Raw genomic sequence first — 23,019 nt, forward strand, 5'->3', positions numbered from 1 at the left:
CGGGGCTCTCGGCCCGGTTTTTTCCCACTGGAGTTCCCATAAAACGTGAAAAATCAAACGCGTTTAAAGACTCGCAAGCATGAGGGCAACCTGTTGACAGAAAAAGGCCCCCGCGGGTGCGGGGGCCTTGGGAGGAACGCTCTGGCTCTAGGGCAGCCTACATGTGGATGCGGGTGCCGCTGGTGCCCTTCATGGCCTCGGGGGCCTTCTCGAGGGAGCCGATGATGGCCACACGGCCGGGGCGGCTCTTGGCGAACTTGACGGCGGCCTTGACCTTGGGCTCCATGGAACCCTTGCCGAACTGGCCCTCGGCCAGGTACTTCTCGGCCTCCTCGACGGTGATGTCCTCGAGGTCCTGCTGGTCGGGCTTGCCGAAGTTGATGGCCACGTGGTCCACGGCGGTGAGGAGGATCAGCTTCTCGGCGTCGCAGTCCTCGGCGAGCAGCTCGCCGGCGAGGTCCTTGTCGATGACGGCGCCGACGCCCACGAGGGCGTTGTCCTGCTCGTACACGGGGATGCCGCCGCCACCGCAGGCGATGACGATGTACTCCTCGTCGAGCAGGTGGCGGATGGAGCCGATCTCAACGATGGACTTGGGCGCCGGGGAGGCGACGACGCGACGGTAGCCGCGGCCGGAGTCCTCCATGAACTGCCAGGTGGGGTTCTCGGCCTTCTGGGCGTCCGCCTGCTCCTTGGTGAGGAACTGGCCGATGGGCTTGGTGGGGTTCTCGAAGGCGGGGTCGTTCTTGTCGACCTCGACCTCGGTCACGATGGTGGCCACGTGCCACGGCTTGCCCTGGCGACGGATCTCGTTGCCGAGGCCCTTCTGCAGGTGGTAGCCGATGTAGCCCTGGCTCATGGCGCCGCACTCGGGCAGGTCCATGGCCGGGATCTCGCGGTTGATGTCGTTGGCGGTGGCGAACGACTTCTGGATCATGCCCACCTGGGGGCCGTTGCCGTGGGTGATGACGATCTCGTTGCCGAGCTCGATGAGGCCGAGAAGAGCGGGGGCGGCGACGTCGATGCGCTCCATCTGCTCGGAGGGGTTGTCGCCGAGGGCGTTGCCGCCGAGGGCCACGACGATGCGGTCGGGCTTGCCCGGGGCCTTGGTGTAATCAGAAGCCATGTGTGTCCTCCCAATAGTCCATTGAAACGCAAAGCCCCGTGCCGAGAATCACGGGGCGCCTTACCTTTTCAGGTATACCCCCGAGGCGCCCAGAGATTATGGAGAGCTTATGCATTGCGCCGAGCGGTAGGTATCTCGTTTTCAGTGGTAGATAGGTTTTTTCAAGATACCGTGTATGAAGCTATCCGTGAATTTCATGCGATAGAAGTTGCATCGGGTCCAAAACTCAGCCATTTGCATAGTCCTTGGGCGCCTTTGCAGGAACCTGCCGGCCCCGGGCGCCGTTGAGACCCCGGGGCGGGGGCCCACAGGCGGCGCCACAGAAAACCGGGTGCCCGGCCTCGCGCGAGACCGAGCACCCGGGACCCATGACAACCCGTCGGATGGCCTCAGAAGGCGCCGCCACCTCCGCCGCCGCCGAAGCCGCCACCGCCGCCGCCGGAGAAGCCGCCGCCACCGCCACCGCCCGAGCTCATGGACGACGCGGCCACGGCCGCCGTGGACGCCTGATAGCTCGAGGCGGCCGCATCCCCGAAGACCGACGCCGGCGACCCCATGGACCCGTGGGCGCTCCACCAGATGTAGGTGGGCATGAAGCCGGGGTCGTCCAGGAGCTCGGGCACGGCCACGCGCAGCTGCTCGATCACCTCGTCGGCCACGCCCAGGACCACGGCCATGACCAGCAGGCGGTTCCAGAGCACGACGTCGGTGGGCACGGCCTCCTCCAGGCGCGTGAAGTCCTTGAGCCAGCGGCGCAGCGCCTCGAGCTTGGCGCGCAGCTCCACGGCCTCGGCCGAGTAGGCCTTGAGCCGGCCCACGACCACGGACGACGCCACGATGCCGGCAACGGGCAGGAGCAGGGTGAGGAAGGCGGGCAACGGGGCCTCGAACGCCAGGAGGGCGACGAACCCGAGGACGAGGGCGACGGCGCTCAGGACGATGCAGAGGACGCAGAAGCCGGCGCCCGTGGACTCCCCGGTGAGGAAGCCGCGCGCGGTGCAGGCGCCCTCCACGGCGGACGACCAACCCTCGTAGGCCTCCACGAACTCCTCGGGATGCTTCTTGGCCACCTTCTTGAGACGCGAGAAGTCCAGGGCCACGCGGCCGTCGGCGGGCGGCTCGTAGCCCGTCACGAGGGGCGCCACGTCGTCGAAGATGCAGGTCATGAACGCGCGGTCCACGGGGTCGGAGAGGCCCTCGGCGCGGCGCGGGTTCTTGACCAGCTGGTAGTCCTCCCGGGGGCGCCCGAGGATCCCCTTCTTGGGGATCTCCACGAGGTTGAGGTCGACGGCCCCGGCGTCGGAAGCGTGCATGAGGGTGGCGGTGAAGCCTTCGGGCGTGGCGTCGCCGTCGTTGAGCAGGGCGCCGAGCACGGCGGGGTGGTCGTCGGAGGGGACGTCGCGGAAGTACTCGTCCTGGAAGACCGGGCGGTGGCGCCTCCGATAGCGCGAGAGGACCCACAGCGGCACGGCCACCGAGGCGGCGCCCGCCGTCACCACGGCCACCCCGGTGCCGCCGTAGACGGCACGGGCCATCTCGCGGCGCCGGTTGGCCTCGTCGGCCCAGCGCTGCTCCTCGGACAGGATCGAGTCCATGCGCGGCGTCGAGGAGGGCGTCACCGAGGAGAGCCAGGAGACCGGGAAGGTGATGCGGGCCTCCGCGAAGTCGTCGCCGCCCACCGCGGGCACCGAGAAGACGACGTCGTCGCCGTTGAACGACACCGAGCCGCCGAGGGTGCCGTGGCCCCAGGCCCGCACGTTGCCCTCGGGCTCCACGGACTGGCCGGCGGGCACCGGCAGGTGGACGGTGCACGTGACGTCCTGGGAGGTCTCGTCCCAGCCGTCGGACACGAACTTCCAGTAGAGCTCGCCGGTGTCGGCCCAGGCGGACGCGAGGCCCGGCAGCCGGTAGACGATGCGGTAGGTGACGTCCTCGTCGTCGGCCGGGTTGTAGAGCTTGACCTCGGTGTAGGTGCCCTCGGGGTCCAGCTCGTAGGTGCCGGTGGCCCCGGAGTAGCCCTCGGAGAACGCCTGCAGCTGGCCGGACGGCGAGACCACGCCCACCGACTCCACCTGCGGGTCGACGGAGCGACCCTCGTAGTCGCCGGCGGGGAGGCGCCAGTACACGCCGTTGAAGCTGCCGTCGAACGAGAAGGTGCGGTCCTCGGTGACGACGAGGGTGCCGTCGGGCTGCAGCGTGGCGTCGATGTCCACGCGCGGGATCTCGTACGACTTGGCGAGGGCGGGTGCGGGCGCGGCCAGCCACGCGGCGAGCGTCACCGCGACGACGGCCAACAGGAGCGGGAGGGCGCCGAGCCGACGGCGCCGGACATGCTCGACCATAGGGCCACCTCCAAAGGAGCGGACGGTCCCCACAGTCTAATGAATTGCTTATGTCCCCACAAGGGTTTTTCAGGTTTACCGGGCGGGGCGCGGGGCGGCTGGGGCTGGGGCGTGCGGCCGGCGTCCCGGGCGGCGTTCCCCTGAGGACACCGTTCCCCAGAGGGCACCTGAACGCGTCTGAGGGCGACCTCCTCCGGCCTCCTCGGCACCTGAATGCGTCTAGGGGCGGAAATCCGCCGCATGAACGCGTTGCAGGGTGATTCTCGCCGATATGGGCCCGGCAGACCCGCCCTCAACCGCATTCAGGTGCGGAGGGAGGGGCCCGGCCGGCGCGGGACAAAGGTGGGACAAAAGTGTCCGACCATTGGGACAGGCGGCGTCAGTGACAGTGCTTGCAGGGACCGTATCCCAGGGCCACGGCGTCGTCGAGGGCGATGGGGTGCTGGCTCTCCTTCAAGTGACGGCAACCCCTGTTGTGGTACTTCTTGCCGGTATCGGTGATGTACACCGTCTGGCTGTTGCGCTGCGCCTCCGCCTCCTGGGCGCGGCGGGCCTCCTCGGCCGCAGCCTGCTCCGCAGCGGCCTGCTCGGCGGCCCTACGCTCCGCCTCCGCCTGCTCCGCGGCCTTGCGCTCCGCCTCCGCCTTCTCGGCGGCGGCCTTCTCCGCGGCGGCTTTCTCCGCGGCGAGGGCCTCGGTCTTGGCCGTGTCCACGGCAAAGGTCACCGAGACCTTCACGGCATCGCCCGAGCCGTCCACAGTGAAGGACGACGGCCCGGCCGAGAAGACCGTGTCGCCCAGCGTGACCTCGGCGGACTGGGCCGTGGCCACGTAGGATCCGGGCTCCAGGTCGAGGGATGCGCCGGACCCGGGCGCCACGGAGAGGGTCTCGGACACGGCGCCGCCCTCGTCGGAGGTACCGGCGACGGACACCGCCACCTCGGCGGGGCCGGTGCCGTCGGCAGGCCATTCGGCGGGCACGGCCACGGAGAAGGTCACCTGGGACGGCTCGGCGGGGTCCTCCTCGGGCTCCTCCACCTCGGCCACGGCCACGGGCGCCGGGGGATCGGCCGGCTCGGGCTCGGGTGCGGGGGCGCCGCCGGCGAACGCGCCGGAGACCACGGAGAGGGCGAAGCACGTTCCCACGACCCACGGCGCCACCACCTTGGCGGAGAAACCACGGGCATGGCCCATGGCACCCTTCACCACGGCACGGACGTCCTCGTCGCTGACGGTGGCACCGGGGTCCCCGGCGCCACCGCGAGACGCCCGGGCACCGCCCATGGCCCCAGTGACCTTCTGGAAGGTGGATCTGACGAGGTCGCTCAGGCCGTTTCCCATGGGTCCCCCTCGGTCGCAGGATTCCATCGTTGATGGTCGGTTCATGGTCAGAATATACTAAGTTTCCTGACCATTGACACAAACGGTCGGAAACCTGTCAGCGACGCCACCCCCGGGAGAGCCCATGGTCCCCTTCCCCAACCCGTTCAAGAAACCGGCCGTCGAGACCCTGTGCGCCGTCGTGGGCTCCGACCCCTGTGCGGAGGTGGCCGACGAGGACACCGCGTTCACCCACGACGTCGTGGCACCCGTCCCCGGCTCGGAGGACCCGGACACCACGCGGCGGCAGCGCAAGGCGCTGGAACGCTGGCGGGAGCTCGCGGGCAACGACGCCCGGGCAGCCGTCAGGCGCACGGCCGGCGGCGTGGAGACCGTGCTCGCGGCCGACGGCTCCGTCATCGGCGACGCCGTGGACGAGGCCGAGCTCCTCGCGGCCATCAAGGGCACGCGGCCCTTCCGCCACGCGTCCGCCTTCGCCCGCGAGGAGGCCAAGGCCGCCGCATGCGAGGCCGAGCAGGCCTACAACCGGCGCGTCGCGGCCATCGAACAGATCGCCGCCCTCGCACCCACGCCCCGGGACGCCTCTTGGTACGAGGCCAGCATCGCCGAGACCCAAGGCTGGACGGCCGACACCGAGCCCTTCGCCGAGCCGGAGCCCTCCCTCGACGCCATCGCCGCCGAGCTGGGAGAGGAGGCCCGCCGGGCCGTGAACCCCCTCGCCTTCTGGAAGACCACGCAGCTGCGCGAGGAGTACGTGGCGTCCCGCGCCCGCGACCGCATCGCCGCCGCCCGCCGGGCCTGGGGCGAGCGCCGCGACGCCTGGGTGGCCGCGCAGGGCGAGAAGGTCGCCGCCCTCGAGGCGGCCCGGGAGGAGGCGGTGGCCCAGCTCCGGGCCGCGCTGGACGGCGACCCCGCCTACGTGCGGGAGGGCGTGGTGCGCCGACTCGACGAGATGGGCCTGCCCCTGGAGGTGTCCGTGGAGGTGGGCTTCTCGGCACCGGAGCTCCAGGTCTCGCTGGACCTCTCCGGCAAGGGCGGCATCCCCGAGCGGCAGCTCGTAACCCTCAAGAGCGGCTGGCTGCGGGTGAAACCCAGCGGCGCCCGCAGGAAGCTGGGCAAGGAAGCCGCCCGGGACCTCGCCTGGGTCGTGGCGGCGGTGGGCTTCGACGTGAGCCCGGCCGTGAGGCGCGTCAGCGTGACGGCCACGTTGGACGGCAAGACGCTCGTGACGGAGGAGATCGTCCCGACAGACCTGACGGCCGAGGAGGGCACCACCGCGGAGAGCTAGCCCGCGATGCCCGACCGGTGGGACAAAAGTGTCCGAGTGGTGGGACAAAAGTGTCCGACCATTGGGACAAGCCGCCCGGGACGGAGCTTAGGGCCTGGCGAAGGGCTCCGCGGGAACGAGAAGGCCCACCAGCAGGAGAAGCGCCGCGACCGCGGCGACGGAGAGGACCCAGAGGCCGCGGCGGCGAACTCGGGATACCGTGCGGTGCTTAGGACGGGCGGTGTGCATGGGTACCTCCCAACAAACCGGACGATTCCAACAGTTTAAAGGTAACGGTCCTTGAAATCCACCGCCTACGACCGGTGCCGGGACCCCGTCAACGGGAGAACGACCTCGTCCATGAGCCTGGCGGCCAGGGCCGGGTAGGAATGGCTGTCCACATAGGCCGCGTCGACGTCGACGGAGGTGGTCCCCTCCTCGAGCCACTGGCGGTAGAGCCCCGCCACGAACCTGCGGGCCCGCACGGCGTCGGCCGCGGCCGTGGGCGCCTCCATGACCACGCCCGCCCGGGCCGACTCCACCACCCGCCGCGCCTCCGAGCCGCCCAGCTCGCCGGTGCAGGCCCCCAGCACCGGCACCCCGGCCATGAGGTACTCCCAGAGCTTGCCGGTTATCACCCCCTGCTGGGCGGAGGTGTTCCACGTGGAGAACGCCAGCAGCGCCGAGGCCTGCTGGAGGTCGAGTACCTCGTGGCGAGGGAGCAGCCCGAGGTCCCGCACGGAAAAGGAGACACCCTCCACCGTGGCCGCCTGGCAGCGGAAGACCGCGGAGCTCGCCCCGGCATAGACGAACTCCAGGTGCTCGCCGTCTATCTCCCCGTCGTCGACCATGGCCTGGAGCAGGCGCAGCACGGTGGCGATGTTCTCCGTCTCCCACGGGAGGTGGTAGAGGGTGCCGGTGTAGGAGACGCGGAAGCGGTCGAGGGGGCGCCCTTCCCCCTCCGGACGCCGGGGGCGGTCGGCGGGGTCGAAGCCGTTGGTGAGCACGTGGACCGGCTGACCGGGGCGGGCAAAGGTCAGGGGCACCGTGCCCTCGGACACTGCGAGCACGGCGTCGGCGGAGGCCACCACCTCACCGTAAGCCTTGCAGAGGCGCCGGTCGGCGGGGTTGCGGGACACCGGGTCGCGGAAATCGGCCAGCCACACCACGTCGGGGCGGCGGCGCTTCTCGGCCCGGGCCACGAGGTGGGGCCAGCCGGGACCGCACGTGGAGACGATTACGTCGTAGGCAGAAAGATCCATGGCCGAGCCGCGGGCGGCGAGGAGGCGCCCCAGGGCCAGGTCGACCCGGCGGCCAAAGGACTTCAGGTCCTCGAAGGCGCCCTTGTAGGTCACGGCCGCCTGGACGGGGCCGTCGCCCTCTCGGGCCCTGAGGCGCCGGGCCACCCACGACCTCGCCCCGGTAAAGGCCCGGACGGCCACCGGGGGCCTCAGCAGGCGGAAGGTTCCAAAGTGCTCCATGTCGGCCAGGAGGGTGTCGTCGCGGCGATACCGCCCCGCGGGGTCGGAGAAGTCCTTGCGGGTGGTGAGGACGTCGACCTCGACGCCATGGTCGAGGGCCAGGTACTTCCCGAGCTTGGTCCAGCGCAGGGTGGCGACGCTCTGGAGCGGGGCCATGTGCTCGCCTATGAGAAGAAGCCTCAAAGCCCGCCCTCCATCGCCGGCCGGACAACCCGTGGGGCACCATAGTCGCACAGGTTGCCTATTTTGAGGAGGGCGGGCCCCGGTCCGCTCACGGAGCGGGCACGGGGGCCTCTCTTACGAGAACGTCCGGGCCGCGGGGGTGCGGTCCACCGCGAGGGGCTCCGTGGCCTCTGGCGAGGTGGTCACGGTGTAGGTGACGGTGGTGGTTTCCTGCGGGGCGTCGTTCAGCTGGCAGCGCCAGACGTCGAATCCGTACACCGAGCACTGCGTGGTGGAGAACACGCCGCCCGTGGCCTGCACGTCGCTGATGGTGCCGCCCGCCGGGGCAAAGAGATACAGGCCCGTCACCATGTCGCCGCGGCTGCGCTTCATGGCGGCGTTGCTGCCGGTGACGTACTCGGGGGCCGTCGCGGCCTCCTCCTCGGTCATGGCGTTGGCCACCGTAGTGGTCACCTGGTAGCTCGTGGAGCCGTCGGCGTTCTTCACGCCCTCGCCCACCTGCGTGTTCATGTTCAGGTACCAGTCGATCTTGGACCAGGTGTAGTCCGTGGTGTAGGTGCCCAGCACCGGCTTGGCGGGGTCGTCGGAGAGCCTGCCGGAGAATCCCAGGGCGTCGATGGCGCCCTCCTGGGCCTCGTCGGCCATCCACACCTGGAAGTTCCGCCTGAGGGCCCCGTCCATGAAGGTCTTGGCCAGGTCGCCGCTGTCCGCACTGCCGATCCCGGCGAAGACCGCCCTGAACGACGAGCCGGCCACCCCGGCAAAGAACGTGTCCTGGGCCTCCACGGGCAGGTTCCAGTAGGTGTCGTGCATGAGCACGGTGGCGGCGTTGGAGCCGTCCACGTGGATGCCCTCAACGTCCACGGACTGACCCGTCACGGCGAGGAGGGACTGCAGGAACACCGGGCTCACCGCTACCACGCCGTTCACGGCCTGGTGGTTCCAGTTGAGCCACACCTGGGCGGCCATGGAGGCGGCGCGGGGGAACTGCGGCGTGGCCAGGGCGACGGCGGGGTTCTCCTTGGCGCCGGTCATGTTGAGGGCGTTCATCTCCTCGTCGGTGACGTCCACGCCGGTCTCGCCGTCGCGGCGCTGGGCAAAGGGCTCGAACGTGTCGCCCAGGCTGATCCTGCCGTCGGTCACCGTCATGGTGCCCCAGGCGCCGGGGAAGCCGCCGGCCGCGTTGGTCTCCACGTTGTTGAGGGCCAGGACGAGGTAGGTCTTGGTCTGGCCGTCGGCGCCGAGCATGGAGGGGAGCTGGGGGAGCACATCGTCGGCCTCGTCGAGCAGGGAGTCCGCCGTGGCGAGGGTGGAGCGGGCGCCGTCGATGAGGTCGTTGAGGCGCTGGATGTGGAACGGCTCCATGGACCGCACCGTGTGGATGGTGTCCTGAAGGGGCTCGCGGATCTCGAGCACGGCGTCGATGAGCTTGCGGAGGATCTCGATGTCCACTTGGCCGCCGTCCTTGACCAGCGACTTCACCGAAACGCCGTTGAGGTCGTTGGAGAACGGCACGAGGCCGTTGTGCACGAGGATGTTGGCGGCGTTCACGAGCTCGCGGGCTTGGCGCACGTCCTGACCGTAGGTGGGCACCAGCTCGGCGAGGCGCCAGAGCGGGCTCGAGACATGGTCCGCCATGGACTGGGTGCTCTGGGCGAGCGAGGCGGCCGAGCCGGAGAGCTGGTCGGACTTGCCGTTCATGAGGGCGTCCTTGTAGACCGCGAACTCCTGCTTGACGTCGTCCACCTCGGACTGGATGGCCTTGACGTCCTGGTACATGGCAAAGCCGCAGGCACCGGCCACGAGGGCCAGCACGGCGACGACGATGAGGGTCACCTGCCACCAGCGCGGGCCGCGACGGCGGCGCTTGCCGGGGGCGGGCCTGCCGGAGCGGGACTTCACGCGGTCGAGCTCGGAGGCGCCGTGCCGGGAGGGGGCGGGGGTCGCGGGGGCAGAGGCCGTAGGGGCCGCCGCCGTCCGCGACGCCCGGGTGGCCCGGTGCGGGGACGGCTGGGGGCCGGCGCCCTGGGTGCGGCCGTAGGAGGAGGCGGTCTGCCTGGCGTGGGAGGCCCGGCGGGCGGGGCCCTGGGACGGCCGCTTCTTGGGATCGGACGGGCCGGGGGCCATGTGCTTGGCAGACACGGAACCTCCTAGGGAAGGCAAAGACGCCGCGGGGCGCCGGCGATGGCATGGGGTCGCCGAGGCCGAATGCGACCCGGGCAGCTAGCCCACCAGTATATACATGGATTTATGGATTGTTTTCTTGCCCTCTGAAGAGGGTGGCGGTGGGACCGAATCTCCACGGGGCGGGGCGGGACGGAACCGCAGGCCCGCCGAAACCGGGCACAGGGGCCGGCCGTGCCCCGACCTCACAGGGTCTCGGTCACGTACCAGACGCCCTCGTCCTCCTTGAGGCCGGCAAGGTACTCGCCCGGGGTCATGACGGGCACTGCCGAGCGCCTGAACCCGGCGACGTCGCGGGTGAGCAGGACGTCCGCCCGACAGCACTCCGCCGTCACCGCCACGAGGCAGTCCTCGAAGTCGTCCCACCCGCGCAGGCAGGCCTCCCTGACGCAGTCGGCGTCCACAGACGCCACCTGCAGGAAGCCGAGGCTCTCGAGAAACGCCTCCTGGAGGTCGGCGGGGTCGACGCCCTTGGAGGAGACGTAGAAGACATCCGTGAACGACTTGGCGCTGCACCACAGCTGGACGTCCCCGAGCATGGCGGCGACACGGAGCTTGACCATGGGGTCGAAGAAGCGGGGGCGGGCCGAGAAGTAGTCGATCAGAAGGCACGTATCAAGAAAGAGCCTCGTAGTCACGGCGCCTCCCCTCCGCGAGGGCGGCCTTGTAGTTTCCGCCGTCCGCAGGGACGGCGTCCGGGAACGTCGTGGCCTCCAGCGACCGCCGCAGCTCGTCGGCCTGGGCGGGGCTGAGCGCCCGCGCACCCAGCGGACCGCGACGCCCCTGGACCTTGGATGGGCGGCCGGGGAGCTCGCCCGTCTGGATGAGGTAGTCGAACGCGGCGTTGACCAGGTCGCTCACGGTGGCCCCCTGGGCACGCAACCGGCTGAGACCCTGCCGGCGGACCTCGTCGGGGACCCGGGCGCTGATGGTTGCCATGGTGCCTCCTCACAGCCGTGGGATTAGGAAGAATTGTAGCACGTATTACATCAACATAGAGAAAGTCCGATTCGAAGGGCCCGCGTGTCGCCAGGAGGAAAATGCCCGCATGAAGGCACCGGTTCAAAATACGATTTCATAAAAACTTATGAAAGTAGCAGCGGGCCGCGGGGCTGGGTCATCCGGCCGGAGACGATCGCAATATGCAGAAGTTCCATACTGCCGACGGCGCACATCGCCGCTCTAACAAAGAGCGCCGACGAGGAGTTGTCCTTTTACTGTTCCAACAGCCCCTCCATTAGCCCAACCACTCGCGACGTCGTCTTTCTGACGTCAAAATACCTATCCCATTTCTTGTGAGACGAACGACCCATCGCCGCCAGACGGCCACGCCCCATCTCGAGAAACGACGTAAGCGCCCCGGCAACTTCCCTTGCCGACGGATTGTCCCCCAACAAGATTCCGTTGGAGGCGTCGACCTGCTCCACAACACCGCCCCCAGCCCGACTGGCCAGAATCGGCATCGAGAACGAGAGCGCCTCCGTCACCGAAACCGGACACCCGCCCTCGGAAGATGACATGGTCGCAAACAGGTCGATAGGGGTGTTGCTATAATAATTCATAAGTGAATCATTTGGAACGTTCCCTAGGAACGTCGCATCAAGAGACTCCCTCTCTGCAAAGGCACGCACCTCATCCAGCTCAGGGCCGTCTCCGGCATGAATCCACCGTATCGAATCACGCCCCACGAGGGCGATGCCCTCAGCCAGCAACCGAACACGTTTGAGGGGAATGACACTCGAACAACTCATCACGGTGAACTTGCCTGCACCATCGCGCTCGAAAGCGCTGTGGTCCGAGCATCCAAGCCGAGCAAGTTGGTACTGCCCGGGCATGGCCTCGGGCCCAAACGTACGACAGAAATAATCCCGACCAACTTGGCACGAGAAAAGTATCCTGTCGATATTATTTTTCATTTGAATGCGAAAGGGTTGTCGCCCAGCTGGAATTCTATGGTTATAGAGGTCATATCCATTCGTCCTAGAGACAACATGACCCACGCCGCAGTCCTGACGAAGGAGCGCTAGAGCCAGCGCCGAGGTATTGAGCCAGAACGAATAGAACAAGGTTCTCCCCATTGAGCCCAGGAGACCTAAGTCCTTGAAAGCCGAGCGTGCCCACAACGCCTTGGAAAGATACGCCCAGGCCGTCTTGGCCTGCATTGGAGAACAGTGGCGGACCTCCTGCCAGAACATCGGTGAAGCAGCAGCAAGAAGGCCATATCTAGCCTTGGTGGCCGAATTCCAAGGGATTCTCGGCAAAAGGACCTGGACCTGGGAGAGAACCTTACGGCTGCAAGCAGGGTTCAATGTCCGCGACGACCCCATAGGGACTATGGCGACATCCCAGTTCTCGAGAAAGGCACGTATTTCTGGCTCCACAAAGGGCTGCTCAATAGAGCCAAACGGATAGGAGTCGGTGATCATGACGAGCTTCGGACGACAACTGCGCACAACGCTCCTCTGTCTACAGTTGATATAAATACTATTTTATTACTTAAAGACGGAAAGGCGTCTTAGCCCTTGACTCTTGCTGCTACCCGTTACTTTAAGATGGCCAGATTGCTCTCCTGAACACAGGCTGCAAAGCCCAGACAGAAAGTAATTGTAGGCAAAGCAAAGCATCGCGCTTTCTGCCACCCCGACAACGCAAAAAACCACGATGCCCCAAAAGACGACACCCGTCGTGCCATTTTTTGCCGACCTAAACAAAAAGATTATTATCGATGTCAGGAAAACTACCGTAAAGACAATGCCAAATACCAGGAGAAGCCTGTAATACGCGTTGTCGAGGAGAACCCCAACCGCGTTTGGGTTGTTTGGCAGTGGCACTGCAGAATAGTCCCTGCCCATAAGCGTAGGAGGCGTCTTCGTCAGGTAGTAAGAACCGAAGTTCAGCCGCTGGGAAAGCACCCTATCCATCATGTGAGCAAACGGAAGGCCGGCACGGTAGAGGGCAAGCAACGCATACGAACCAGCAGCGGCCAGAACGCCGACAGAAAAACCTATCCAGCCAACTCTCCCGCTCTTTCCCTCAAACCTCCCCATCCAAACCAGAACAACAAGAAACAGGGCCATGATCGTCATGGTTCGCGAGTCACACAGTCCCAATATGATCGCCACGCTCCCGATCGGAACGAGGAGCTCTGCGAGACGCAGTCGGCCGTAGCGAATCACGATATAGTCCAATGTAATCATAAAAACAAATAATCCGAACCCATTTGGATGGGCAAAGCCATAGGCAAAACGACGGCTTCCATCGACTCGAAAACTCTCCACGTCCGGAACAACGCCCAGCAAATTGCCGAGAATACTGGGGATGCCAATGAGTAGCATCGCCACCATAGAAACCAGGGCCAGAGCCTTGATATCCGACCCTTCTGCGCACAGTATAAATAGCGTCAGCAGCATTGCGTCTATCGCAGAAAAAGCCGACAGCACCACAGACGCTGCGACCAGCGTGATTTTTGGAACAGGATTGACTCGCCAGTAGCCGCCTAGACAGAAAAGCACCAAGAGAGCCAGCGCTATCGCCTTGCTCTCCACACGATAAAGCGCCTCGACGTCAAGGCCGAGCACCGGAAAGAGCAAAACCGCTCTAGATATCGTCAGCGTCACATACGCGAAAAAGATAATATAAAAGAATAATTCTCGGTTATACTTAAAAAAAGCACTGGCATAGACCATTCTTTGATCCATGCTTCTTGCCGGGGAATAATGCTTGGGGAAAGACCTGCGAGGCTGTACTGCAACCAGCCTTGACGGCAAATTGCGCAAGGCCCTATTCATTTGCAACACTCCTTTTTGGTACACCTTGCTCGACACTGCGCACATTCATGACATCCTTCGAATAAGTGCCCAGTAACGGACGGGGCCGCCACGATAAACATCGTCCCATACGTGCCCCTGCCGCCCCCAAAAGTTGAAAAAAGGACACTGATCCAAATCCTCCCTCGCCCCACCCGGCAGCAAGGCCGCAATCGGCCGGAAAGCTGAACACCTATGCACAGCCCCTTCGCTTTGCCAACTCCCAGAGAATGGTCGCCCTCTCTTTTAGCCTTTCAAAAACCCCACGGCCTTTTGGGGTGGCATTTGAATCGTGTATACGATGATCCAGCAGCACGTCGTCCAGTTTATACACACCTCCAAATGCCTCGCATGCCAGGCCAATCCAGCGATCGTAGTTCAAAACTGTTTTTGGAAGTGGAAGGACATAACGAAGCGCTCGACGATCGAGGGCCATGCAGCACCCTGAATAACGGGATGCAATTAGATTCCTAAAAAACCCAAGCTCAAAATCATCGCCAGGCTGAGAGGCGCCCCCCACAGGAGCTCCGCTCCTATCAACCCGATTCCAACGGTGGATTACAAGGTCTGCCCCAGACTCCTCGAGAGCCTCCACCATCGCCTGACGCTTTCCTGGCAACCACACGTCGTCTTGGTCGGAAATAAAAACAACATCCCCCACACAGCGAGAAAGGGCATTGTTGAAATTGCCCACGACGCCAAGATGACTGTTGCGAACCGGCCTGATGCGCGAATCCGCCCCGGCCCGCCGCAGAATGAGCTCCCATGCGCCATCCGACGATCCGTCGTCAGAAACCACAAGTTCATCGTCACAAGTAAGCTGGGCAAGTATGGAGTCTAGCTGTTCTTCTATGAACTGTTTCCCATTATAACTTGCAAGGGCCACGGACACCCGAGGGGCGCATTTTCCTTGCTCGACCATCCTAGTCTACCCTCCCTGTCAAGCGTCCGCGCAGGTAACCAGGCCACTCTGACAACGCAAGGACGCCATCGCCCAGTCCCCTCCTTCCGTCAACCAATGTCTCAGCGGCCCGACCACTAATCATCGAAGACAGGCTCTCTGAAAACAAGTTGAACACTGTTGCATGCATGGTATGCTCCACAAAACCGGTCACGATGCATCGACGGGCACACGTGTCGAGCGCACGGCAGAAAGCTGAACCCGACGCATATCTCGAGGGCAATGCAACATAGAAAGACGAACCACGGTCCATAGGGCTGACGGACCGCTGCTGCCCCGACGAGGCTCCGGCTGGCGCAGGCGCATCATTCCATATACTTCCATTACGCTCCCTTCGCCTCGCGATTCAGCTTCCTAGAGGTCCTTGATTGCGTGAACATAACACCCGCAGCTGAGCACCGCGCCCATCGTCATCGTCCCCGTGTAGGCCAATGCCGCGCCCTCCAGCTGCATGGAAGGGATGAGGATTACCGAAAGCGCAACGTTGAGCACGATGGAGGCGATGCCCACAGCGGTGTTGGCGGTAAGCCGCTTCTGGGTCACGAGCAGATTTCCCGCAGGTTGGCGAAAAGCCGCCGTAACGAAGAATCCGACGATCAGAATCTGGAACGACGGCACGGCATCTAGGTACTGCTCGCCGAATACAAGGCCGATGAGCGGCCCTCCCAGTGCGCCCATAACGAAAGCCACGCTCCCCACACACGCCGCGCTGACAAGGGAAAGTCGCAGGTAATTACGGCGCGTCCAAGGGCCATCGGTATTGTGGGAAGCGAAGTAAGGGTAAATATAGGTAATAAGCATGGTGGGGATGAACAGCAGTGCGAACGGGATGGTGGTGGCCACCTTGTAGGAAGCCACGGCGGTGTCGCTCGCCAGGTACTGCCCCACGAAAAACGTTCCCAGCAGCGCAAGCGCCTGGCTAAGCCCGTTGTTGAGGGACGACACCAACGCCACGTACCAGTACTCCCTCTTACTGAAAGTGTGGTCGCGCTCCTCCGGCATCGGCTTCGGCAGCGGGTGCCGCCACGCGAGCACGGCGAAGCTCGCCACGTAGGCGGCGTACTGACCGGCGATGAGCCCCGGCACGCCGGCAACGAGGGCTCCGCCTATGGAGAGGCCCGCCAGAAGCAGGGTCTGGACGTTAGTCATATAGGCATAAGCCCTGTTGTCGAGGTTCGACCGCAGGTACACGAGGCGAAGCTCGCACAGGAGCACCACGAGGGGATAGAGGCAGTACAGGGCCAGCAGAGGCTGGGAACCCGGCAGCGCCCCCGGCGCCACCAGGGCGTAGACGAGGATGAGGACGGCCAGGGCCACGTCGGCCACCCTGCCCCAGCGCTCGCCGTAGCGAAACACCGCCAGCATGAGGGGGCGGTCCTCCATGTGCTCGCAGCAGAGCTGGAGCAGGGCGGACGAGGCCCCCAGCCCGTTGAACAGGGCGAAGATGCTCACGATGTTGAACACGTAGGAGTAGAGGCCGTACTCCGCCTTGGGGATGAGCCACACCAACACGATCATGGTGAGGCTGGAGACCGCCTTGTTGATCGTCCCGGCACCGAAGATATGGAAGAACCCCGTCCGGTAGAGCTTGGCGAAGGGTCCCTTGAGGCGGTCGAGGGCCGCCACGGTCAGAGGACCTCGAGGGCGGCCGCGACCCGCTCGACGTCGTCTCGGCCCATGTAGGGCCCCATGGGCAGGGACAGCACGCGGCCGCACAGCTCGCAGGTGACCGGACAGCCGTCGGGACAGAGTCCCACGCCGTCAAAGGCCGGCTGCCTGTGCATGGGGCGGGGGTAGTAGACCATGGTGGGCACCCCCTGGTCCTTGAGGGTGGCCTGCACCGCGGCGCGGTCCGCGCCCTCGGGCACCTTCACCGTGTACTGGGCCCAGGAGCTCAGATAGCCTTGGGGGACCTCGGGGAGCCCCCAGCCGCGCGCCCCGAGGAAGGACAGCGCCTCCCCGTACCAGGCGGCCACCCGGTTGACGTCGGCCACCTCATGGCCGGCAAAGGCCTCGAGCTTCACGGAGAGCACGGCCGCCTGCAGGGTGTCCAGGCGGCTGTTCATGCCCAGGCGCACGTTGTCATATTTCATCGTCCCCTTGCCATGGACGGCGAGGCTCCCCATGAGGGCGTCCCAGCCGTCGTCGTCGGTAAAGACCGCCCCGCCGTCGCCGTAGCAGCCCAGGGGTTTGGCCGGGAAGAAGCTCGTGGTGGAGATGTCGCCGAAAGAGCAGGCGCGGGCCCCGCCGATCATGCCGCCAAAGCCTTGGGCGCCGTCCTCCAGGAGGAACATGCCCTCCCCGTCGCACACCTCGCGGAGGGCGGGGAAGTCGGCCGGGAGGCCGAAGAGGTCCACGGCGACGACCACCTTTGGGGAGAGCCCCGTGCTCTCCCGCACCCAGGCCACCGCCCGGCGCAGCGAGGCGGGGTCCATGTTGTAGGTGGCCGGGTCAACGTCCACGAACACCGGGGTGGCCCCCACCAGGGGCACCACCTCGCCGCTGGAGAAGAACGTGAAGTCCGGCACAAAGACGGCATCGCCCTCGCCGACGCCCCAGGCCAGGAGGGCCAGCTCCAGGGCGTCGGTGCCGTTGGCGCAGGTGAGGCAGTGGTCCATGGACACATAGTCGGCCAAGGCCCCCTCGAGCTCCGCCACCGGGGCGCCGCCGATGAACCGCCCCGAGGACAGGACGGCCTCCACCGCACCGTCGACGGCGGGTTTGAGCGCCGCGTACTGGGCCTTGAGGTCCCTGAAATCCATCACAGCGCCTCCTTCAGGCCCGCCCCGGCCTCGTGGTAGCGCCTGCCGCAGGCGGGACAGGCGAGGTCCGCATCCAGGCGCTCGCCGCACTCGCAGACCCAGCCCACCTGACGGGCCGGAACGCCGGCCACCAGGGCGTGGGCCGGCACGTCGCCGGTCACCACGGCGCCCGCCCCCACCATGCACCACTCCCCCAGCTCGTGGCCGCACACCACCGTGGCGTTGGCGCCGATGGAGGCGCCGCGCCCCACGACGGTCCTGCGGTAGCCGGCCCTGCCCTTGGGATAGGGGGCACGGGGCGTGAGGTCGTTGGTGAACACGCAGGAGGGCCCGCAGAAGACGCCGTCGGCCAGCTCCACCCCCTCGTAGAGGGAGACGTTGTTCTGCACCTTGCAGCCGTCGCCCACGCGCACGTTATCGGCCACGTTGACGTTCTGGCCCAAGGTGCAGCCGCGGCCGATGACGGCGCCCGCCTGTATGTGGGAGAAGCACCACACCTTGGTGCCCTCCCCTATGGCCGCACCCTCGTCGACGAGGGCGGTGGGATGCACGAAGGCGCCCGGGAAGCGGTCCTCGCTCACAGCGACCCCTCCCCGAACTCCCCCGCCATGTCGGTGGAGGCAAAATCGCCCAGGGGCAGCCTCACCGGTTGGCCGGTCTTCTGGCTCTTGTAGATGGCGAGCACCACCTCGAGGGCGTCGCGGCCGGCCCTGGCGTCGATGTAGGGGGGCCGGTCGTCGCGGATGGCCTCGGCCATGTCGGCGTAGACGGCGGTGTGGCCGTTGCCGTAGACGTTGCTCGTGGCCTCCTCCAGGCCCTTGTTGGCCAGGTCCGCCTCGGTCTCGTCGGCGAAGTCCCACACGTCGATGTTGTTGGTGGACGTGCCGCCGATCTTCACCGTGCCGGTCTCACCGATGAGGCAGAGGGTCTCCTCGAGGTTGCGGGGGTAGACGTTGACGGTGCCCTCCACGGTGGCCACGGCGCCGTCGGCGAACCTGAGCACGGCCACGCCGATGTCCTCGGCCTCGAGGTAGCCGTGCTGACGCTGACCGGTGGCACCGTAGACCTCCACCACGTCGCCCCCCATCATCCAGCGCAGCAGGTCGATGCCGTGGATGCACTGGTTCATGAGGCAACCGCCGTCCTGGGCCCAGGTGCCGCGCCAGGGGGCCTGCTCGTAGTAGGCGCGGTTGCGGTTCCAGCGGATGTTCACGGCCCCGTTGGACAGCCGCCCGAAGCGACCCGCCTCCAGGGCCTCGCGGGTCTTCTGCACGGCCACGTTGAAGCGGTTCTGGTGGCAGGCACACACCTTGACGCCGGCCTCGTCGGCCCGGCGCACGATCTCGTTGGCGTCGGTCATGGCCATGGCCAGGGGCTTCTCCACGATGCAGTTCACCCCGGCGTCTATGAGGTCCAGGGCGATCCCGGCGTGCTCGCCGCTCTCGGTGGCCACGGCCGCGAGCTCGATCTCGGGGTGCTCGGCCAGCATCTGCCGGTAATCGGTGTAGCGGGCGATGGAGCGGTCGCCCTCGAGGCCGTGCTTGGCCAGGAGCGACTCCATGCGCTCGGGCAGCACGTCGCAGACGGCCACGAGGTCGAAGCCGTTGCGCTCGATGGCGGTGACGTGGTTGGTGGAGATGCGGCCGCAGCCGATGATGGCGCACTTCACGCTAGGCCTCCTTGGCGACGTTCTGGGTCAGTTCCACGAGCTCCCGCACGATGCCTTCGGCGGCATGGCCGTCGCCGAAAGGGAGATAGGCCGGATCCACGCGCTGGGGCGTGGCCATGGCCGAGAGCACGCTCTCCTTGTCGGGCCGTGCCAGGATGTTACGCCCGTCGACCATGGTCTCGGGCCAGCACTCGAAGTCGAGGACCGTCGTGCACTTGACGCCGGCGAAGAATGCCTCCCGCTGTAGGCCGCCCGAGTCGGTCACCACCCGATCGGCCCGGTTGACGAGCCATACGCTCTCGAGGTAGCCCACCGGTTCCACGAACAGCACGTTGCCGTACCCACCGGTGGAAGCAAGCTCGAGGGCGACCCGCCTGTTGCGCGGGTGCACGGGATAGATCACCGGCACGTCGAGAGACTGCATGGCGTCGAGCACGCCCGCCAAGGTCCCGGGGTCCCGCGTGTTCTCCTCTCGGTGGCATGTGAGGTAGCAGAACCGTGCCGGGACGTCGACGGGAAGTCCCGACCCCAGGTCGGTGAGGGCTGGCTTCCGGGACCTCGCAGAATAGGCGAGGAACGCGTCGTACATGGGGTCGCCCACAAATGAGACGCGGCCGGGGTTGTGCTCCAGGACGAGGTTGTCCACCCCCGTCTGGGTGCTCGCCAGGAGCAGGGAGCTCACGGCGTCGGCGCACACCCGGTTGATCTCCTCCGGGTTGGTCCGGCTGTGGGTGCGAGCGCCTGCCTCCACATGGGCCACGGGGATATGAAGCTTGGCGGCGGTCAGTGCAGCCGCCAAAGTCGAGTTGGTGTCCCCGTAGAGAAGCACGCAATCGGGGCCCTCGGCCTCCATGACCTCCTCGAGAGAGACCATCATCCTCGCCGTCATCTGGGCATGGCTTCCGCCCGAGACACCGAGGTTGTGGGCGGGCTCGGGAATGGAGAGCTCGTCGAAGAACGTCTGGCTCATGTTGGCGTCATAGTGTTGGCCGGTATGCACCAACACCTCCTCGAGCGACCCCTCGCAGGCGATCGCGTGGGAAACCACGGCGGCCTTGATGAACTGCGGCCGAGCCCCCACAACGGTGAGAACCTTGTTCGCAGCCACCTCAGAGCACCTCGATGTTGTCGCGGTTCACGACACCCCTCATGGCGTTCTTGGTGTCAAAGACGGCCTGGGCGTTCTCTTGGACCATCTCGTAATCCACGTTCGTGTGACCGCAGGCCACGAGCACGAGGTCGGCGGAGGCCACGACCTCCGGGGTGAGCTCGGGTATGGACTCCCGGGTCTCACCCTTGTAGCGATAGCTCGACACCCAGGGGTCGAAGTAGCTCACCTCAGCGCCGCGGCGCTCGAGAAGGTCGACCACCTTCAGGGCCGGACTCTCACGGTAGTCGTCGATGTCCTGCTTGTAGGCCACGCCCAGCACCAGGACTCGGGACCCGTTGAGGGCCTTCTGACGGCCGTTGAGCACCCGGGCGGCACGGTCCACGCAGTACTCGGGCATGCGGTCGTTCACCATCATGGAGGCCTCGATCATGGAGGTGTGGAAACCGTACTCCCGGGCCTTCCACGAGAGGTAGTAGGGGTCGAGCGGGATGCAGTGGCCACCGAGGCCGGGGCCAGGGTAGAACGCCGTGAAGCCGTAGGGCTTGGTCTTGGCGGCGTCGATGACCTCCCAGATGTCGATGGCCATCTCGTCGCAGAGCTGGGCGAGCTCGTTCACCAGGCCGATGTTCACGTTGCGGTAGGTGTTCTCGAGGATCTTCTCCATCTCTGCCACCCGGGGGCTGGAGACCCGGGTGACACCGCCCTCCAGCACCGCCTCGTAGACGGCGGAGATGCACTCGAGGGCCTCCTCACCGATGGCGCCCACCACCTTGGGGGTGTTCTTGGTCTTGTAGACGCGGTTGCCCGGGTCCACACGCTCCGGCGAGAACCCGAGGTAGAAGTCCTTTCCGCACACGAGGCCGGACCCCTCCTCGAGGATGGGGCGGATGAGGTCCTCGGTGGTGCCGGGATAGGTGGTGGACTCCAGGACCACCATGGCGCCCGGCTTGAGGTGGGGGGCGATCTCTCTGGCCGATGCCTCCATATAGGAGGTGTCGGGCTGCTGGTGGGCGTCCAGGGGTGTGGGCACACAGAGGGCTATGAAGTCGCACTGGGCCACGCGGGAGAAATCGTTGGTGGCCTCGAGCATGCCGGAGGAGACGAGCTGCGCCAGGTCCTCCTGCACCACGTCGCCGATGTAGTTCTGACCGGCGTTGACCATCTCCACCTTGGCGGGCTGCACGTCGAAGCCGATGGTGCGGAAGCCCGCCTTGGCCTTCTCCACGGCCAGGGGCAGGCCCACATAGCCGAGGCCCACAGTGCCACAGGTGATGGAGCGGTCTTGAATGCGGTCGAGAATGTCTCTGTTCATGGCTTGTACTTTCCTTGCTGCACAGCAATCTAGCGGCATGATGTTGGTCGCGGTCATTTGTCACATAAATGACCTTTCAGCATCATACTCGCCCAGAAAATGACCCACTGCCGCAACGAAGCAACCGCAAGAAGAAATCTATGCAAGTGCGCTAAATCGACTCTTTACCGGTTAAATCCCCCGCGTTTATGGACAGATTTCTCAGAAAATATCTTGAAACTGGCCCCATGGCTGCGTCCATGGAGACATGCAGCTCCGCAAACTTGCGAATCCGTTCCACAAGTTCCCTCTCCGTACGATTGGAGACCAGCGACCTATAGAACCGGACCACCTGTTCTATATCAAGAGGGCTCTCATCGGCCGGAACCCGTAGGCAAAAGTCGACGTCGCGCCCCTCTAAAACATCGATGGAACCAGAGTAGACAAAAGGCAGTCCCTTAGCCAAGTACTCCCTGGTTTTAAGCGTCGAGGCCCGGTCAAGTCCGATGCGGTGAAGTCCGAGCGAAGCTATGCCCATCTGACAGCGGTCGTAGACCCGCGCGATGTCCTCAATTCCGAGCATCCCACGGAATGTGACCATGGGAGAAACGTCGAGATCGTCTGCAAGCCGCCTGAGAGAGGCCAGCTCTGGACCATCCCCGATCAACTCGAGGTGCACCGGACCGGCTGGCTCGCCTTCTCGACGGTAGACGGCCATACCCCGAAGCACGCGATCGGCCCCATGCCACCGCGCAAAAGCCGCAACGCACATAAGATTAAGAACGGGTGCGGCTTCTCCTGAGGGGGAACGCGAGGGCATGTCGTCAAGATCAACCCCGTTGATGATAGGAAGCGTAGGAATGCCAAGAATTGAATCGGCGCATGACAGGTCGGCCACATAATCGACCACGTCTCCAAGTCGCCTTCTGTGCATGAGATCCTTGACATGAAGGGGGAGGCGCCTCCATGTACGGTCTTCCGCATCGTAAGGCCAGGTGGGAACCTCGAATACCACGGGAGCGCCAGGGCACTCGCGCCGATACACCTCCAAGGCGCGCAACATCCCCGCACTCACATACGACGGGCGACGGATATAGAGAGCCCGATAACCCGGAGCCAGCGCAGCACGCCACGCCCCGTAATCTGAATAAAAGGGGAGCCTGTCGAGCAGCTTCTCACCTTGCGTGCTGTGTCCCTCTACGCCCACCAGCTCGACGTCAAACCCCGCATTCGCAAAGGCCTTCATCTGCCATTTAATCTTTCGAGCAATACCCGGCGTCGCCCTCTGAATGCCGGGCCAGTCGACAACCACAAAACCCAGGCGCCCAACGCCGCTCATGCCGCCACCCCCTTGTAAGGGCATACAACGCACGATCTGGAGCCGGGCGTTGGACTACCCGCACTTTTGAGCGCCGGAGCACACGTTACCGAACTTTCGTACTCCTCCAGCGTCATGCTGCCACGAGAACCGTTAAGGGTCTCCTTCATGCCCATCAT

At 65.6% G+C, this 23,019-nt stretch carries 18 protein-coding genes; 1 reads left to right on the forward strand and 17 read right to left on the reverse strand.

Annotated features, from left to right (window positions below; translation table 11 throughout):
- Nucleotides 1–157: 157 nt before the first annotated feature.
- The 3 genes from arcC to NFR49_RS05810 all read right to left on the reverse strand — a co-directional run bounded on the left by arcC (nucleotide 158) and on the right by NFR49_RS05810 (nucleotide 4,807).
- A complete protein-coding gene (gene arcC / locus NFR49_RS05800; RefSeq protein WP_135977809.1) occupies nucleotides 158–1,126 on the reverse strand; it encodes a carbamate kinase in 969 nt (322 codons plus the stop codon).
- 389 nt (nucleotides 1,127–1,515) lie between these two features.
- Nucleotides 1,516–3,468, reverse strand: coding sequence for a DUF2207 domain-containing protein (locus NFR49_RS05805; RefSeq protein ID WP_251158689.1), 1,953 nt, complete (start codon nucleotides 3,466–3,468; stop codon nucleotides 1,516–1,518).
- Between the two features lie 379 nt (nucleotides 3,469–3,847).
- The gene (locus tag NFR49_RS05810) at nucleotides 3,848–4,807 is read right to left on the reverse strand and encodes a hypothetical protein (RefSeq protein ID WP_251158690.1); all 960 of its coding nucleotides are present in this window, start codon (nucleotides 4,805–4,807) and stop codon (nucleotides 3,848–3,850) included.
- A 124-nt stretch (nucleotides 4,808–4,931) separates the two neighbouring features.
- Here NFR49_RS05810 and NFR49_RS05815 point away from each other — a divergent pair, with 124 nt between their 5' ends.
- Entirely contained in the window at nucleotides 4,932–6,095 is a 1,164-nt protein-coding gene (locus tag NFR49_RS05815) for a hypothetical protein (protein WP_251158691.1), read from the forward strand.
- A gap of 293 nt (nucleotides 6,096–6,388) precedes the next feature.
- Here the strand turns inward: NFR49_RS05815 and NFR49_RS05820 are convergent, their stop codons facing one another.
- The 14 genes from NFR49_RS05820 to NFR49_RS05885 form a co-directional block, all read right to left on the reverse strand.
- The gene (locus NFR49_RS05820) at nucleotides 6,389–7,738 is read right to left on the reverse strand and encodes a glycosyltransferase family protein (protein WP_251158692.1); all 1,350 of its coding nucleotides are present in this window, start codon (nucleotides 7,736–7,738) and stop codon (nucleotides 6,389–6,391) included.
- Between the two features lie 114 nt (nucleotides 7,739–7,852).
- The gene (locus NFR49_RS05825) at nucleotides 7,853–9,880 is read right to left on the reverse strand and encodes a DUF4012 domain-containing protein (RefSeq protein ID WP_251158693.1); all 2,028 of its coding nucleotides are present in this window, start codon (nucleotides 9,878–9,880) and stop codon (nucleotides 7,853–7,855) included.
- A 227-nt stretch (nucleotides 9,881–10,107) separates the two neighbouring features.
- The gene (locus NFR49_RS05830) at nucleotides 10,108–10,560 is read right to left on the reverse strand and encodes a type II toxin-antitoxin system VapC family toxin (protein WP_251158694.1); all 453 of its coding nucleotides are present in this window, start codon (nucleotides 10,558–10,560) and stop codon (nucleotides 10,108–10,110) included.
- A complete protein-coding gene (locus NFR49_RS05835) occupies nucleotides 10,538–10,861 on the reverse strand; it encodes a hypothetical protein (protein WP_251158695.1) in 324 nt (107 codons plus the stop codon). The genes NFR49_RS05830 and NFR49_RS05835 overlap by 23 nt, the downstream gene beginning before the upstream one ends.
- Before the next feature lie 275 nt (nucleotides 10,862–11,136).
- The gene (locus NFR49_RS05840) at nucleotides 11,137–12,348 is read right to left on the reverse strand and encodes a glycosyltransferase (RefSeq protein ID WP_251158696.1); all 1,212 of its coding nucleotides are present in this window, start codon (nucleotides 12,346–12,348) and stop codon (nucleotides 11,137–11,139) included.
- Nucleotides 12,349–12,414: 66 nt separating this feature from the next.
- Nucleotides 12,415–13,620 carry a hypothetical protein gene (locus NFR49_RS05845; protein ID WP_251158697.1) on the reverse strand — a complete coding sequence of 402 codons (1,206 nt, stop codon included), beginning with the start codon at nucleotides 13,618–13,620 and terminating at the stop codon, nucleotides 12,415–12,417.
- 301 nt (nucleotides 13,621–13,921) lie between these two features.
- Entirely contained in the window at nucleotides 13,922–14,650 is a 729-nt protein-coding gene (locus NFR49_RS05850) for a glycosyltransferase (protein ID WP_251158698.1), read from the reverse strand.
- Nucleotides 14,651–15,043: 393 nt separating this feature from the next.
- Complete coding sequence (locus NFR49_RS05855) at nucleotides 15,044–16,315, reverse strand: lipopolysaccharide biosynthesis protein (RefSeq protein WP_251158699.1); 1,272 nt, start codon at nucleotides 16,313–16,315, stop codon at nucleotides 15,044–15,046.
- 2 nt (nucleotides 16,316–16,317) lie between these two features.
- Nucleotides 16,318–17,451 carry a DegT/DnrJ/EryC1/StrS family aminotransferase gene (locus NFR49_RS05860; protein ID WP_251158942.1) on the reverse strand — a complete coding sequence of 378 codons (1,134 nt, stop codon included), beginning with the start codon at nucleotides 17,449–17,451 and terminating at the stop codon, nucleotides 16,318–16,320.
- Nucleotides 17,451–18,032: an acyltransferase gene (locus NFR49_RS05865; RefSeq protein WP_251158700.1), complete on the reverse strand. Its 582-nt coding sequence runs from the start codon at nucleotides 18,030–18,032 to the stop codon at nucleotides 17,451–17,453. Before NFR49_RS05865 ends, NFR49_RS05860 begins: the two co-directional genes overlap by 1 nt.
- Entirely contained in the window at nucleotides 18,029–19,120 is a 1,092-nt protein-coding gene (locus tag NFR49_RS05870; RefSeq protein WP_251158701.1) for a Gfo/Idh/MocA family protein, read from the reverse strand. Before NFR49_RS05870 ends, NFR49_RS05865 begins: the two co-directional genes overlap by 4 nt.
- A 1-nt stretch (nucleotide 19,121) precedes the next feature.
- Nucleotides 19,122–20,228, reverse strand: a complete 1,107-nt coding sequence (gene wecB / locus NFR49_RS05875) for a non-hydrolyzing UDP-N-acetylglucosamine 2-epimerase (RefSeq protein ID WP_251158702.1) — start codon at nucleotides 20,226–20,228, stop codon at nucleotides 19,122–19,124.
- Between the two features lies 1 nt (nucleotide 20,229).
- Nucleotides 20,230–21,543, reverse strand: a complete 1,314-nt coding sequence (locus tag NFR49_RS05880; protein WP_251158703.1) for a nucleotide sugar dehydrogenase — start codon at nucleotides 21,541–21,543, stop codon at nucleotides 20,230–20,232.
- Between the two features lie 151 nt (nucleotides 21,544–21,694).
- On the reverse strand, nucleotides 21,695–22,861 hold the full coding sequence (locus NFR49_RS05885) for a glycosyltransferase family protein (protein ID WP_251158704.1): 1,167 nt from the start codon (nucleotides 22,859–22,861) through the stop codon (nucleotides 21,695–21,697).
- Nucleotides 22,862–23,019: the final 158 nt, after the last annotated feature.

Source organism: Caniella muris, from assembly GCF_943193035.1.
GTDB classification, from domain to species: domain Bacteria; phylum Actinomycetota; class Coriobacteriia; order Coriobacteriales; family Atopobiaceae; genus Granulimonas; species Granulimonas faecalis.